This window comes from Halorubrum salsamenti (assembly GCF_007671685.1).
GTDB lineage: Archaea > Halobacteriota > Halobacteria > Halobacteriales > Haloferacaceae > Halorubrum > Halorubrum salsamenti.
In genome coordinates, this window is sequence record NZ_VCNL01000001.1 from 539,376 (window position 1) to 551,465 (window position 12,090).

A 12,090-nucleotide genomic window follows, 5' to 3' on the forward strand; every position below is an offset into this window, starting at 1 on the left:
CGTATTATTATACGGGTTATAATCGATTCGGCCGACACAGCGAGCGCGGGAAACACCCACTCGTCCGCGTCTGCAGCGCCCAGCGAAGGTGATGACGTCTCACGGAGAGCACGAAAACGTATATCTTGCTCGCCGCCGCAGCGTCGCCATGTCCTTTTCGCTGAGCTGTTACCGCTGTGGAGAGCGCTACGAGGATACCGCTCGCGTCCGGTGTGCCTGCGGGGAACCGCTTTGGGTCGACGCGCGGCCGACCGCGTTCTCGTGGGACGACTGTCGAAACCGGGACGGAATGTGGCGGTACGAGGCGCTGCTGCCGATCGATCGGCCGGAGGGCGTCGCGCGGGCCGCGGGCGGCACGCCGCTCGTCAGGAGTCCGGGACTCGACGACGTCGCCGGCGGTCGGGTGTTCGTCAAAGACGAGGGCGAAAACCCGACCGGCGCGTACAAGGACCGCGGGAGCGCGGTGGCGGTCCCGCACACGATCGCGACCGGCGACGACGTCGTCGGCACGGTCTCGTACGGGAACATGGCTATCAGCACCGCCGCTCACGCGACGAGTCTCGACCGGGAGTGTCTCGTGTTCGTCCCGGAGGGGACCTCGTCGGTACGGCTGGAGCTCATCGCTCAGTACGAGCCGACTATCGCGCAAGTCAGCGGCGAGTACGGAGCGCTGTACGGGGACGCGCTCGACCTGTCCGAACGGCTCCCGATCGACGTTCTCGTGAGCGACGCGCCGACCCGTATCAGCGGGTACAAAACGGCGCTGTTCGAGATATGCGACTCCCTCGCCCCGGAGACGCCGGACGTGATCGCGCTGCCGGCGAGTTCCGGCGGGTTCGCCTCGGGCGTCTGGCTCGGGATCCGAGACCTCGAGAGCGCGGGGCTGATCGACGAGTCGCCGCGCCTGTGTCTCGTCCAGACCGCCGCCGCCGATCCGCTGACGAGGGCGTTCGAAGACGGTGCGACGGATCCGACGCCCATGTCATCCGACGAGACCGGCGACACGATCGCTCACTCGATCGGGAACCCGGACCCGCCGAGCGGCGCTCGCGCGCTCGCCGCGGTTCGCGACACTGACGGTGCCGTCGTCTCCGTCACCGACGACGAGATACGCACCGCGCAGCGCCGGTTCGCCGTCGACGGCGGCTTCTGCGTCGAGCCCGCGTCAGCGGCGACGCTGGCGGGGGTCTCGCGCCTCGCGGAGCGGGGAGAGCTCTCCGCCGACGAGTCCGTCGTCCTCGTCCCGACCGGGACGGGATTCAAAGAGCTGGGGACCGGTGGGAGGGACGTCGCGACTGAAACGGTTCACAGAGCCGACTTACGGGACCGGCTCGAATCGCTGCTCGCTCCGTAGAGCCACGGAGGCGACACCCGAAGCGGTCAGACGCCCCAGATGACGGCGATACCGGCCGTCGCGACGACGGCGAGGAGCAGCTGGAGCGGGCCGCCGACCCGCAGGAAGTCGGCGAACTCGTAGCCGCCGGGCCCGTACACCATGAGGTTCGTCTGGTAGCCGACCGGGGTCATGAACGACGTCGCGGACGCGAACATCACCGCGAGCAGGAACGCGAACTCGTTGGCGCCGAGCCGAGCGGCCGTTGAGACGCCGACCGGGATCATCAGCACGGCCGTCGCCACCGGCGTGATAACGCTCGCCAGCAGGCCGGAGACGGCGTACAGGACGAACATGACGCCCACGGTCGGGAGGAACTCGTCGGTCGCGACGAGGAACTCCGAGACGACGGCCGCGCCGCCCGTGGACTCCAGCGCGATCCCGAGCGGGATGACCCCGGCCAGGAGGAAGATAACGTTCCACGAGACGGCGTCGTAGGCGTCGGCGGTCGTCAGGCAGCCGGTGACCACCATCGCGACGACGCCGGCCAGCGCCGCGATCACGATCGGGAGCATGTCGAGGGCGGCCAGCGCGACGACGCCGACGAGGACTCCGACGGCGATCGGGGTCTTCGGCGAGAGGGGGGCGACCTCGTCGATGTCCGCGTCGGCCAACCGGTCGAACGCGCGCTCGTCGGCGACGACGAGGTCGCCGGTGTCGGTGAAGTACCGGACGGACGCGGGCGTCGTCCGGACCAACAGCAGATCCCCTACCTCCAGCGTGCGATCGGCGAGGTCCGTGCGGAACAGCTCACCGCCCCGGCGCACGGCGAGCACGCTCGTCTCGTGGTAGTCGTGGAGGCCCGTCTCGCCGACGGTCTCGCCGACAAACGGCGACTGCTCAGAGACGACTGCCTTCGCGAGCATGCCGTCGGTGGCCGCCGACTCGAACGTGTCTTCGGTCACCGTCTCACGGGGTCGCTTCCCGAGTTTCGCCTCCTCGCGGAACCGGGCGACCGCCTGCAGAGGGCCGTGGACGACGACGCCGTCGCCCGCCTCGATGACTCGGTCGGAGTGCGGGCCGGCGTACGCCTCGCCGTCGCGTCGGATCTGCAGGATGCGGACCTCCGGGTACGCGTCGTCGAACGCCTCGACGGACAGGCCGACGGCGGCCGATCCCGGTCGAACGTACAGGTGCGTGAGGTAGTCGTCGAGGTCGAACTCCGAGACGGGGTCGCTGTCCACGGGGACGCGAGCCGGGGTCAGCCGCCAGCCGACGGTCAACAGGTACGCGATCCCGACGGCGAGCAGGACGGCTCCGAGCCCCGTGAACTCGAACATCCCGATGCCGTCGCGGCCGTCGATGAGGAGGCGCGCGAAGTCGCTGGCGAGGATGTTCGTGGAGGTCCCGATGAGGGTGAGCGTGCCGCCGAGAATGGCGGCGTACGACAGCGGGAGGAGGAGCTTCGAGGGGCTCAGCTTCGAGCTCTCGGCGAGCCCGGTGACCATCGGGATGAAGACGGCGACGACCGGCGTGTTGTTCACGAATCCCGCGATGGGGCCGGTCGTGCAGACGGTGGCGACGAGCGCGCGGTACTCCCGCCCGGCGGTGAACTCCGCGAGGGAGACGCCGAGCCGTTCGACCACCCCCGTGTTCTGGACGCCGGCGCTGAGCATGTACATCGCGATGATGGTGACCGTCGCGGGGTTCGCGAACCCCGAGATGGCGTCCCGTGCGCCGACGCCGGTCCACGGTTCGAGGACGACGAGCGCGGCGACGACGCCGATCGCGGTGACGTCGTTGGGCACGACTTCGGTGACGAACGCCACCAGCACGGCGAGGATGAGCAGGAAGACGACGGCGACGCCCGACACCTCGATGATCGGCATACCCCGACGACTCGCCTCGTTCCCTTCACTGTTCCCCCCTATCGGTCGGCAGGCCGCCGAGCCGCTATCCTCTGATCCCGTCGCTGATCATCCGCAGGTTGCGCTCGATCCCCCAGTCGAACTGCCGTTCGAGCAGGAACGCGGCCGCGAAGTACACGACCGCGCCCGACGGGATCAACACGAGGAACTCGACGATCGGAGTCAGGTCCGTCGCGAGCGCCACGTACCACAGGGTGACGAACATGGCCGAGGCGGCGACGAACGGGTAGGCGTATTCGGCGTACAGCTGTCTCTGTCGGGCCTTGACCATCCGCGCCGAGAGGTACACGTCCAGCGGGAGCATCGGGAAGACGTACACCCCGACGACGACCAGCGCGGTCCCCTCGATCCCCCACCTCGCCGTCGCCGGCCAGATGAACGCGGCGATACACGCCACGCGGATCAGCCCGGTCTTGACGATAAGGTCCGGGCGGTCGAGCGCCTTCCAGATGGCACCGAAGTTCCGCGTGATCGCGTGTAGGAGTCCGTACATCGCGAGTATCTGCATCGCCACGATCATCGGGCGCCACTCGTCGCCGAGGACGGCGGGGACGAAGCTCGGCGCCACGAGGGCGATGCCGAACGACAGCGGAAACGCGATGAACGCGGTCAGTCGGGTCGTCTGGAGCAGCGCCCCGCGGAGCTCGTCGATGTCGCCCTGAAGCTGGGAGTACGCAGGAAACGTGATCTCCGAGATGATTCCGGCGGCCTCGGACGCGGGCATGTCCGCGATCCGGTAGGCGTACTGGTAAAATCCGAGGGCGGTCGCGGAGAGGAACCAGCCGACGAACGCGTCGTCGCCCTCGCTGTAGACGAACCCGATGATCGACGCGCCGGTGATCCACTTGCCGTAGTCGATGAGCCGCCGCGCGACGGCGATATCGAAGGCCGGCCTCGGGCGGTAGTCGTGGAGGACGTACGAGAGGAGAAACTTGAAAAAGGACTTGCTGACGGTCGCGAACACGAGCGCCCAGACGGTCGGCGAGTACAGCGCGTACCCGACGCCGACCACGAACTGCACGACCGACCCGCTCGACTTGAAGACGAAGTCCTTGTGAAAGGAGAGGTCCTTCTGGAAGTAGACGATGCCGGGATTGCGGAACCCGTACAGCAGCGGGCTCAGGCCGAGTACCCGGATGAGGTTCGTCGCGTTCGGTTCGTCGAAAATCCCGGCGATGAACGGTGCCGCGACGGCCAACACGCCGAAGATGAGGAGGCCGCGAACGGCCTCGAGGGTCCACGTCGTGTTGAGGTACTCGTCGACGTTCTCCTTTTTGTCTTGGATGAGGGCCGCGTTGATTCCGATGTCGGTGAACCGCCTGATCCCGGAGAGGACGAGCAGGGCGATGCCCATCAGTCCGAAGGCGCGCGGGGAGAGCAGCCGCGCGAGGACGATCAGCATCAGGATCTGAGACAGCCGGACCGCCAGCTTCGTCGCCGTCACCCAGATCCCGCTTTTGACGGTTCGCTGGACGACGGAGCCCGACGGGACGGCGCGCTCGACGAGTTCCCGGAGGCGGTCCTTCATGGAGCGCCGTGCCCGGTCGGCCCGAGGCGCACGGCGGCTTTGCTGGAACGATTCATACCCGATATCCGGCTGATGAAGGGATTGTTATGGCGCTTGTAACGCCCGGACGCGCGGATCGGGACGTTCCCTTCCGGGATCGAGATCCGGTATCGCGTGTGCCCCGCGCTGTCGAATCCACGGAAGGCGAGGGGATAGCGTCGCTCCGAAGGCGGAAGCAAGGCGAAAGGGTCGAATGTGGCTAACCCGCTCTTCCGCCTCGGTACGTAAGCCGCGTCGCTGTCTGCCCCGATATTCGAGATTCGCGGTCTCTAGCGTCTCAGTGAGCAGTTCTTGACGCCGGGATAACATTTAAATCAAGAAACTGGTCATCTATTAAACTAGTTAACTAAACAGTATCCAACAAAGCAATTTATACTTATTCGGATTGGCGGTCTCCGCCGATACGTCGTGACACTCCTAGAGACCGATCCTCGCGCGTCGCAGTTCACTACTGGCGGACCGTCCGTCGAGGAGCCACTCGGCCGGTCCCGAGACCGATGACCGACGGCGACGACCTCACGCTGCTGTTGATGAGCGGGAGCTGGTACCCGGAGAACGCGTACATGACGCTGCTCGCGGACGCGCTCCGCGAGGCCGGCGTCGAGGTCCGGACGCCGTCGCTCCCGCTGTTCTTCCCCCTCACGCGCGCGGTCCTCGCGAACCCGGACGCCGACGCGATGCAGCTCGACTGGATCTACGACTACTACGTGACGACCGGGACGGGGTTCGGCCCCGCGAACGCGCTGGTCTCGTTTCTCCGGGCGGCCGCGTTCCTGATCGAGGTCGCACTCGTCTCCCTGCTCGGCGTCGGCGTCGTCCGGACCGTCCACAACGAGCGCCACCACGAGGAGCTGTACCCCCGAACGGAGCGGGTCGTCAACGAGTTCGTGTTCGCGGTCGCCGACGCGGTCACGGTCAAGTGCACCGCCGCGGCCGACGCGGTCGCCGCGGCGTACCGCGTCCCGGAGGCCGACGAGATGCACGTGGTCCCCGACGGGAACTTCGTCGCGGCCTACGAGAACGACGTGTCCCGCGGGGCGGCCAGGCGCGACCTCGGGATCGACGACGACGCCTTCGTGGTCCTCTTCTTCGGGCTGATCCGCGAGTACAAGGGCGTCCCGGACCTCGTCGAGGCGTTCGCCGACCTCGACGCGCCGGACGCGGAGCTGTGGCTGGTCGGGAACCCGCACGACGAGCGGATCGAGGCGCAGATCGCGGCGCTCGCGCGGAGCGACCCGCGGATCGAGACCCGCCTCGAATTCGTCTCGGACGAGCGGATCCAGTACTTCCTGAACGCCGCCGACGCGCTCGCGTTACCGTATCGCCGGATCCTCAACTCGGGGACGGCGCACCTCGGGCTCTCGTACGGTCGCCCGGTGATCGCGCCCGCGATCGGCTGTCTCCCGGAGACGGTGCCGCCCGAGAACGAGCTCCTCTACGATCCGAGCGACGACGACGCCCTTGCGGAGGCGCTGCGGCGGGCGTACGACCATCCGGACCTCGAGTCGATCGGGTGTGCGAACCACTGCCACGCTCGGTCGCAGAGCTGGGCGCAGGCGGCCGGGGCGCTGACCGACATCTATCGGGAGGCGGCCGACGGCGGTCGTCGGTCAATTCGCACGCGGATATGCGGCCCATTACTTCCGGTCGACGGACCGGACTCCGGACAATGAGCCGGTCAGAATCAGCGGAACGGGAGGCGGAGACGCGCCCGCGCCCGGCGATACAGCTGCACACGCTCCGGAACATCGACGAGCCCCTACCCGAAACGGTCCGACGGGTGGCCAACGCCGGCTTCGAGGGGGTAGAGTTCGCCGGCGCGTTCCTCGAGTCGGACCCCTACGCGGTCCGGGAGGTCCTCGACGAGACGGGCGTCGAGCCCGTGGCCGCGCACGCCGACCTGGGCCTGCTGGAGGAGGACCTGGAGTCGATCGCCGACCGCTGTCACCGCGTCGGCTGTGACCACCTCGTCATCCCCCACCTCGGCGCCGGCTACTTCCGGACGACGACGCACGTGGACGCGCTCGCGAGGCGGCTCGACGGGCTCTCGAACCGGGTGGACAGCTACGGACTCGAACTCTCGTATCACACCTCGAAGGACCCGTTCCTCCCGCTTCTCGACCGGTTCGGGCTCGGGATTCCCGCGAACCTCCCGTCTCCTGGCTTGGTCTGGGAGCAGGTGGCCGAAGCGCTTGACCTGACCGTCCGCGGAGATGACCGAACCGTGGAGACGACCGGGTTCGGTCGGCTCGTGTCTCGCACCGACGAACTCACCTTCGAGATCGACGTCGGGTGGGTCACCGCCGGCGGGTACGATCCGGTCGACGTGTTCGAACTGCTCGGGGACCGGCTGTCGCTGATCCACATCGCCGACGTCGAGCGAACGCGTCGCTTCCCGCCGGCGTTCCGATCGGTCCCGCCCGGCGAGGGACTCCTCGACCTCGAACGGGTTCTCCGGGCCTCGCGGGAGACCGACGTCGACTGGCTCGTGTTCGAGGACGACCACCCGTCGGACCCCGAAGCGGCGGTCTACCGCGGTCGGGCGACGCTCAACCGGATCGACTGACCGCGAGCGCCCCGACCCCCTCCGCGCGGCCCGCCGAGAACCCGATCGGGCCGACAGCTTCAGGCTCGAATCCGCTTGAACGCCCGCCGAAACGGACCCGTAACCAGCGAGAGACCGGGCCGTCCGTCGGCCAGCCACAGCGCGGCCCCGAACACGACCGAGCCGAGTTGGAGCGCGATGACCGGGGTGACCTCCAACGTGAGTAGTTGCGCGGCGTACTCGGTCAACAGCCCGTAGACGCCCTCGACGAAGGAGCCGCGGTCGGGCGACGGGAGGGGCTCGGCGATCGGCCACAGAACCGGAGAGGGCTCGAGTCGCCCGCGCGACAGCGACGCCGGGAGCACGTCGCCGACGAGGTGGAGCACGTACCCGATCAGGAAGGCGCCGCCGACCGCCCCCGCGCGCCGACGCTCGGCGAGCGCGTACACGACGAACGCCGCCGGGACGCCGAGGAACACCGAGTGAGCGACCGCGTACCCCGTCCCGAACACGTTGAACTCCCAGGCGAGCGGTTTGTCGATCAGGTCCGGGAGCACAGCGCCGAACGCGAGCGCGACCGCGGGGAGGTCCCCCGGTCGCAACCGATACCTGCCGTGAACGTACATCGAGTAACACACGTAAGCGAACAGCACGTGCTCCCATGGCCACATGTGATCACGGACCCGTCGGTCGGGGGTAGTTATAGATGGAGTATCGAGGGATCCGCCTCCTACCGACGCGGTCGGAGCCAGTACCGGAGTCGAAAGTGGCTCTCCGCGCGGTCCGGTTACCGTCCGAACGCCTCCCCGTCGAGCGAGACCTCGGCGTCACCGTCGACGGTGACGTCGTGGAGTTCGCCGCGGAACCGGTAGCCGCGGTCGTCGCTCGTGACCGCGCCCTCCGCGGTGGACCCCGAGATGTGGCCCGTGACCCGGCTCGTTTCATCGTCCGCGACGAGTTCCCCGCCGACGGTCACCTCGTACGTGGACGGGGTCCCCGACCCGCGGATCCGGATCCGTCGTTCCGAGTCGTCGACGTCGTCCGCCGACGCCGCGACGGTCCCGTTCGTCCGACCGGTAAGCGTCGCGAGCGTCGCGATCGCCGCCCCGCTGAGGCGGGCGTATCCCCGGCGCGTGACGCCGGTGGATCCGGACTCGTCGCGACCGTTATCAGGAGGTTCTCCCCCCGTCGACTGCAGCCTGTGTGCCAGCTTGTGTGCCATTGCGGCCGTTAATCCTATGCTAACCGCAATAAGTATTCGGTTTTTGATACATCCGGGGAAAAATGAATATCCGGTCAGATGAGAGGTGTCTGCGTCGGGATTCGACCGCGATAAACCGACTGACCGCGTTCAGTTACTCGTTGTCGGGCCAGTCGTCCATCCCGCCGAGCTGTTCGGCCTCGTACATTTCTTCGAGGGGATTACCCTCTATCTCCAGCGGGAGGTGGACGCGGCCGCGCTGTCGCGCGGACTCCCAGCTCGCGAACACCAGTTCGGTACCGCGGAGGGCGCGCCGGCCGGAAAAGGCCGGCTCCGTGTCGGTCGCCAGCGCGTCGACGAGGTGTTCGATCGCCTTGTCGTAGTGGGTCGGCGGGTCCGCAGGCCACGTCACGCCCGGCAGAACCCCGGTGACCGTACTGAGGGCCGCGCGAGCGAGCCCGGGCGTTGGACCGTACACGCTCTCGTCGGTGTCGACGGTCCGCCACTTTCCGTCGGTCCGGACCCGGAGCGGCGTCCCGTCGTCGGCTTGGACCTCTATGGTCCCGTCCTCGCCGACGACTCGGAGGTAGGCGTCGACGCTGGTCACCCCGTCCTCCGCCGTCGACGCGACGCCGAGAGTGCCGTCGGCGTACCGCCACTGGGCGATCGACCGCGTCTCGTTGAGGGCGCCGAACCACCGGTTCTCGTGCGAGCAGTCGATCGCCGCGAGCGCCCACTCCGCGCGCGCGCCGTCCACGAAGAGGTCACAGAGGTCGAAGAGGTGCGAGCCGGCGTCGAAGAGGTTCACCTCGGACCACTCCAAGCGCTTGAGATCGCCGATCTCCCCGTCGTCGAGCAGTTCCTTCGCCCGCAGGACCGGCTCGGCCATTCGGCGCTGGTGGTCGATCGTCAGCTGGACGCCCTCGCGGTCGCAGACGTCCACCATGCGTCGGCAGTCCTCCCACGCCGTCGCCATGGGCTTCTCGCAGTGGACCGCGTCGACCGAGGGCGCGGACGCGCTGTCGACGACGAGGTCGGCGTGAATCGCCGGCGGCACGCAGATGCTCACGATGTCGGGCTCGGCCTCTTCGAGCATGACTTCGTGGTCCTCGTAGACGGCGTCGAGCCCGTGATGTTCGGCGAACGCCTCGGCGTTCTCCGGGACGATATCCGCGCAGGCGACGAGCGAACACGAATCGAGCCGCTGGTACCCGGCGGCGTGGCGATACGCCATCGCGAAGCCGTCTCTATCCCGCGTTTCGGGGTTCTCTCCGGTCCCGATTATCGCGACACGGTATGTCATTATAGCCCCCACACGAGGTCGAAAGAATAGTATACGTCTGCTAACAGAACCGCCGATCGCCGAACCGGTCGGAACGCGGAGCGAACCGATCGGATCACAGCGGCGTCGACGCCGATCGAGCCGCCGGTCAGCGACGGAACACCGTGACCGCCGGTTGTCGGTGTTCCCGAACTGTTAGAACCCGTTAATATCATTATATACAAGGTAGTGTACCGTGTGGGTGGGTCCATGAGTGCGGGAAATTCGGGGTCACTTAGCGGGGATCAACTCAAGACCGATTCCGAGACATCGACCGACGACGTATCGAACTTAGAGGAGATCGGGAAGTCGTCCCGATCGAACGGGTCGGCCCTCGAAAAGGGCGAGATCTTCGATCTCTTGAAGAACAGCCGCCGGCGCAGCATCATTCAGTACCTCCGCGCGAACGACGGGTACGCGGAACTCAACGAGGTCGCCGAGCACATCGCGGCGGACGAGAACGACATCACCGTCCGGGAACTCTCGTCCGACCAGCGGAAGCGGGTGTACATCGGCCTCTACCAGTGTCACCTCCCGAAGATGGACTCGCTAGGGGTCGTCGAGTACGACAAGAACCGCGGGACGATCGAACTGCAGGACTCGGTGTCCCAGCTGTTGGCTTATATGGACCCCGTCGACGACGACGAAAGCGGGAGCTCGGACCCAGATCGGCGCTGGCTTACGCCTGCGATCGCCGCCACCGTCGTCGCTCTCGTCGGACTCGGGACGCTCGGGATCGGCGCCCTTTCGGCCGTGCCGGCGGCCGCCTGGACCGTGCTGTGCGTCGTCGGCATCCTCGCCATCATCGGAGTCCAATACCTGAACTGACCGCGGAGTACCCTCCGGGCTTTTCTCTCCCCTCCTCTCGCCCCGCCGAACGTCTCAGTCGTTCACTAACTGTTCGAGGAACGAGTACTCCCCGCGTTTGACGGTCGTCTCGTAGTACTGGAACACCGCCAGCGACAGGACGGAGCCGGCGAACAGCAGGCTCAGCACCGCCGAAATCGCACTCAGGAGCTGGGCGACGCCGATCGCTACGCCGACCAGCGCGAGCGCGCCGTAGTAGAGCGCCCACTGGCGGTCCGGCCCGGTGTCCTCGTTCAGCACGTGAGCGACGTCCGCGACCCGATCGGTGAGCGTGACGGTCTTCTCGTCGCCGTCGTACTCCACCAGCCCGACCTGTTCCAGCTTCGGAATGTGGGTCTGGTACAGCGAGATGTAGAACCGCTTAACCACGTCGCTGTCGACCGGTTCGTCCGTCTCGTCCGTCTCGTCCGCCGCCGTGTCCCGGGCTAGGGAACGAAGGTCCGCACGTCCGCCGCGCCGATGCAGGTGGTACAGGATCTGCCGGCGTCGTGAACTGCTCAATACCTCGAACACTTCGTCTTTCGTGAGTTCCTCCGTCGAGTTCATGGGGTAGTCTCGTGATCGGACGGCAACTTTCGCCCCCTCTCTCCCGGCGGGGACGGGCTGATGGCAAACACATGATGCCTCACTCAATTTGTTATCACGTCCATATCGCGGATTAGCCGAGGCGAACAGCCGTCCGCGACGAGCCCATCCCCGGTCGTCGCTCCCGTCTCGTGGCCCGGCGTCCCGGCCGTCGCTCGTCGCTCGCACCACCCGCGCCGAACCCGTGCCGCACCCGCGTTCAACCGCGGTAGTCCCCCCTGACGTTCCCGTTTATGCGTACATAACGAAACTCTTGGGGGGGCCACTGTCGCAACATGACTGATCCCCTTTTCGAACTGACTAGCTTCCAACGAGACCTCCTCTACGTGGTCGTCGGGGAGACGGACCCGTCGGGCCAGGAGATCAAAGCTGAGCTCGAGACGGTGATGGACGACATCACCCACGGACGGCTGTATCCGAACCTCGACACGCTGGTGAAGAAGGGCTACGTCGAGAAGGGGGAGATCGACCGCCGGACCAACTTCTATCAGGTGACCGAGAAGGGGTTCGAGGCGCTTCAGGCGCGGCGGGACTGGGAGGATCAGTACGTCGATCTGTGAGCCCCCGTCCACCGGCCGACCGAGTGATGCAGTGTATAACGAAGCCCGCTTCCGACGGCTATTCAGCCAGTCACCCCGCGCCGCGTCCGACCTCGCACGCGGGGGCATCACCCCAACCCATGATCGTATCCAACGTCAGAGACGCCGACCAACGCCGACGGCAGTTCCGGACCCGACCAGTCG

The 12,090-nt window shown here is 67.1% G+C and carries 11 protein-coding genes; 5 read left to right on the forward strand and 6 right to left on the reverse strand.

Annotation, left to right across the window (positions count from 1 at the left end):
- The first annotated feature begins 148 nt into the window (after window positions 1-148).
- Window positions 149-1,354: a pyridoxal-phosphate dependent enzyme gene (locus FGL94_RS02715; protein WP_186313319.1), complete on the forward strand. Its 1,206-nt coding sequence runs from the start codon at window positions 149-151 to the stop codon at window positions 1,352-1,354.
- A 26-nt stretch (window positions 1,355-1,380) separates the two neighbouring features.
- On the opposite strand, the gene FGL94_RS02720 is transcribed toward FGL94_RS02715, so the two are convergent.
- Both FGL94_RS02720 and FGL94_RS02725 read right to left on the reverse strand, forming a co-directional pair.
- Entirely contained in the window at window positions 1,381-3,222 is a 1,842-nt protein-coding gene (locus FGL94_RS02720) for an SLC13 family permease (RefSeq protein ID WP_144920696.1), read from the reverse strand.
- A gap of 64 nt (window positions 3,223-3,286) precedes the next feature.
- Entirely contained in the window at window positions 3,287-4,789 is a 1,503-nt protein-coding gene (locus tag FGL94_RS02725; protein ID WP_144920698.1) for a lipopolysaccharide biosynthesis protein, read from the reverse strand.
- A gap of 536 nt (window positions 4,790-5,325) precedes the next feature.
- Here FGL94_RS02725 and FGL94_RS02730 point away from each other — a divergent pair.
- Complete coding sequence (locus tag FGL94_RS02730) at window positions 5,326-6,501, forward strand: glycosyltransferase family 4 protein (RefSeq protein ID WP_144920700.1); 1,176 nt, start codon at window positions 5,326-5,328, stop codon at window positions 6,499-6,501.
- Complete coding sequence (locus tag FGL94_RS02735) at window positions 6,498-7,394, forward strand: sugar phosphate isomerase/epimerase family protein (RefSeq protein ID WP_144920702.1); 897 nt, start codon at window positions 6,498-6,500, stop codon at window positions 7,392-7,394. Before FGL94_RS02730 ends, FGL94_RS02735 begins: the two co-directional genes overlap by 4 nt.
- A 59-nt stretch (window positions 7,395-7,453) precedes the next feature.
- Here the strand turns inward: FGL94_RS02735 and FGL94_RS02740 are convergent, their stop codons facing one another.
- The 3 genes from FGL94_RS02740 to FGL94_RS02750 form a co-directional block, all read right to left on the reverse strand.
- Complete coding sequence (locus FGL94_RS02740; protein WP_144920704.1) at window positions 7,454-8,044, reverse strand: metal-dependent hydrolase; 591 nt, start codon at window positions 8,042-8,044, stop codon at window positions 7,454-7,456.
- A 116-nt stretch (window positions 8,045-8,160) separates the two neighbouring features.
- Window positions 8,161-8,595, reverse strand: coding sequence for a hypothetical protein (locus FGL94_RS02745; RefSeq protein ID WP_144920706.1), 435 nt, complete (start codon window positions 8,593-8,595; stop codon window positions 8,161-8,163).
- Between the two features lie 133 nt (window positions 8,596-8,728).
- Window positions 8,729-9,877, reverse strand: a complete 1,149-nt coding sequence (locus FGL94_RS02750) for a Gfo/Idh/MocA family protein (protein ID WP_144920708.1) — start codon at window positions 9,875-9,877, stop codon at window positions 8,729-8,731.
- Between the two features lie 228 nt (window positions 9,878-10,105).
- Here FGL94_RS02750 and FGL94_RS02755 point away from each other — a divergent pair, with 228 nt between their 5' ends.
- Window positions 10,106-10,723 carry a DUF7344 domain-containing protein gene (locus FGL94_RS02755; protein ID WP_144920710.1) on the forward strand — a complete coding sequence of 206 codons (618 nt, stop codon included), beginning with the start codon at window positions 10,106-10,108 and terminating at the stop codon, window positions 10,721-10,723.
- Between the two features lie 54 nt (window positions 10,724-10,777).
- On the opposite strand, the gene FGL94_RS02760 is transcribed toward FGL94_RS02755, so the two are convergent.
- A complete protein-coding gene (locus FGL94_RS02760; RefSeq protein ID WP_144920712.1) occupies window positions 10,778-11,308 on the reverse strand; it encodes a DUF7344 domain-containing protein in 531 nt (176 codons plus the stop codon).
- 314 nt (window positions 11,309-11,622) lie between these two features.
- On the opposite strand from FGL94_RS02760, the gene FGL94_RS02765 reads away from it, so the two are divergent.
- A complete protein-coding gene (locus FGL94_RS02765; RefSeq protein ID WP_144920714.1) occupies window positions 11,623-11,907 on the forward strand; it encodes a PadR family transcriptional regulator in 285 nt (94 codons plus the stop codon).
- Window positions 11,908-12,090: the final 183 nt, after the last annotated feature.

Bases quoted from the DNA above. Each gene is read 5' to 3' on its own strand.
- FGL94_RS02715 (WP_186313319.1), top strand. From the start codon at position 149: ATGTCCTTTTCGCTGAGCTGTTACCGCTGTGGAGAGCGCTACGAGGAT.
- FGL94_RS02720 (WP_144920696.1), bottom strand. From the start codon at position 3,222: ATGCCGATCATCGAGGTGTCGGGCGTCGCCGTCGTCTTCCTGCTCATC.
- FGL94_RS02725 (WP_144920698.1), bottom strand. From the start codon at position 4,789: ATGAAGGACCGCCTCCGGGAACTCGTCGAGCGCGCCGTCCCGTCGGGC.
- FGL94_RS02730 (WP_144920700.1), top strand. From the start codon at position 5,326: ATGACCGACGGCGACGACCTCACGCTGCTGTTGATGAGCGGGAGCTGG.
- FGL94_RS02735 (WP_144920702.1), top strand. From the start codon at position 6,498: ATGAGCCGGTCAGAATCAGCGGAACGGGAGGCGGAGACGCGCCCGCGC.
- FGL94_RS02740 (WP_144920704.1), bottom strand. From the start codon at position 8,044: ATGTGGCCATGGGAGCACGTGCTGTTCGCTTACGTGTGTTACTCGATG.
- FGL94_RS02745 (WP_144920706.1), bottom strand. From the start codon at position 8,595: ATGGCACACAAGCTGGCACACAGGCTGCAGTCGACGGGGGGAGAACCT.
- FGL94_RS02750 (WP_144920708.1), bottom strand. From the start codon at position 9,877: ATGACATACCGTGTCGCGATAATCGGGACCGGAGAGAACCCCGAAACG.
- FGL94_RS02755 (WP_144920710.1), top strand. From the start codon at position 10,106: ATGAGTGCGGGAAATTCGGGGTCACTTAGCGGGGATCAACTCAAGACC.
- FGL94_RS02760 (WP_144920712.1), bottom strand. From the start codon at position 11,308: ATGAACTCGACGGAGGAACTCACGAAAGACGAAGTGTTCGAGGTATTG.
- FGL94_RS02765 (WP_144920714.1), top strand. From the start codon at position 11,623: ATGACTGATCCCCTTTTCGAACTGACTAGCTTCCAACGAGACCTCCTC.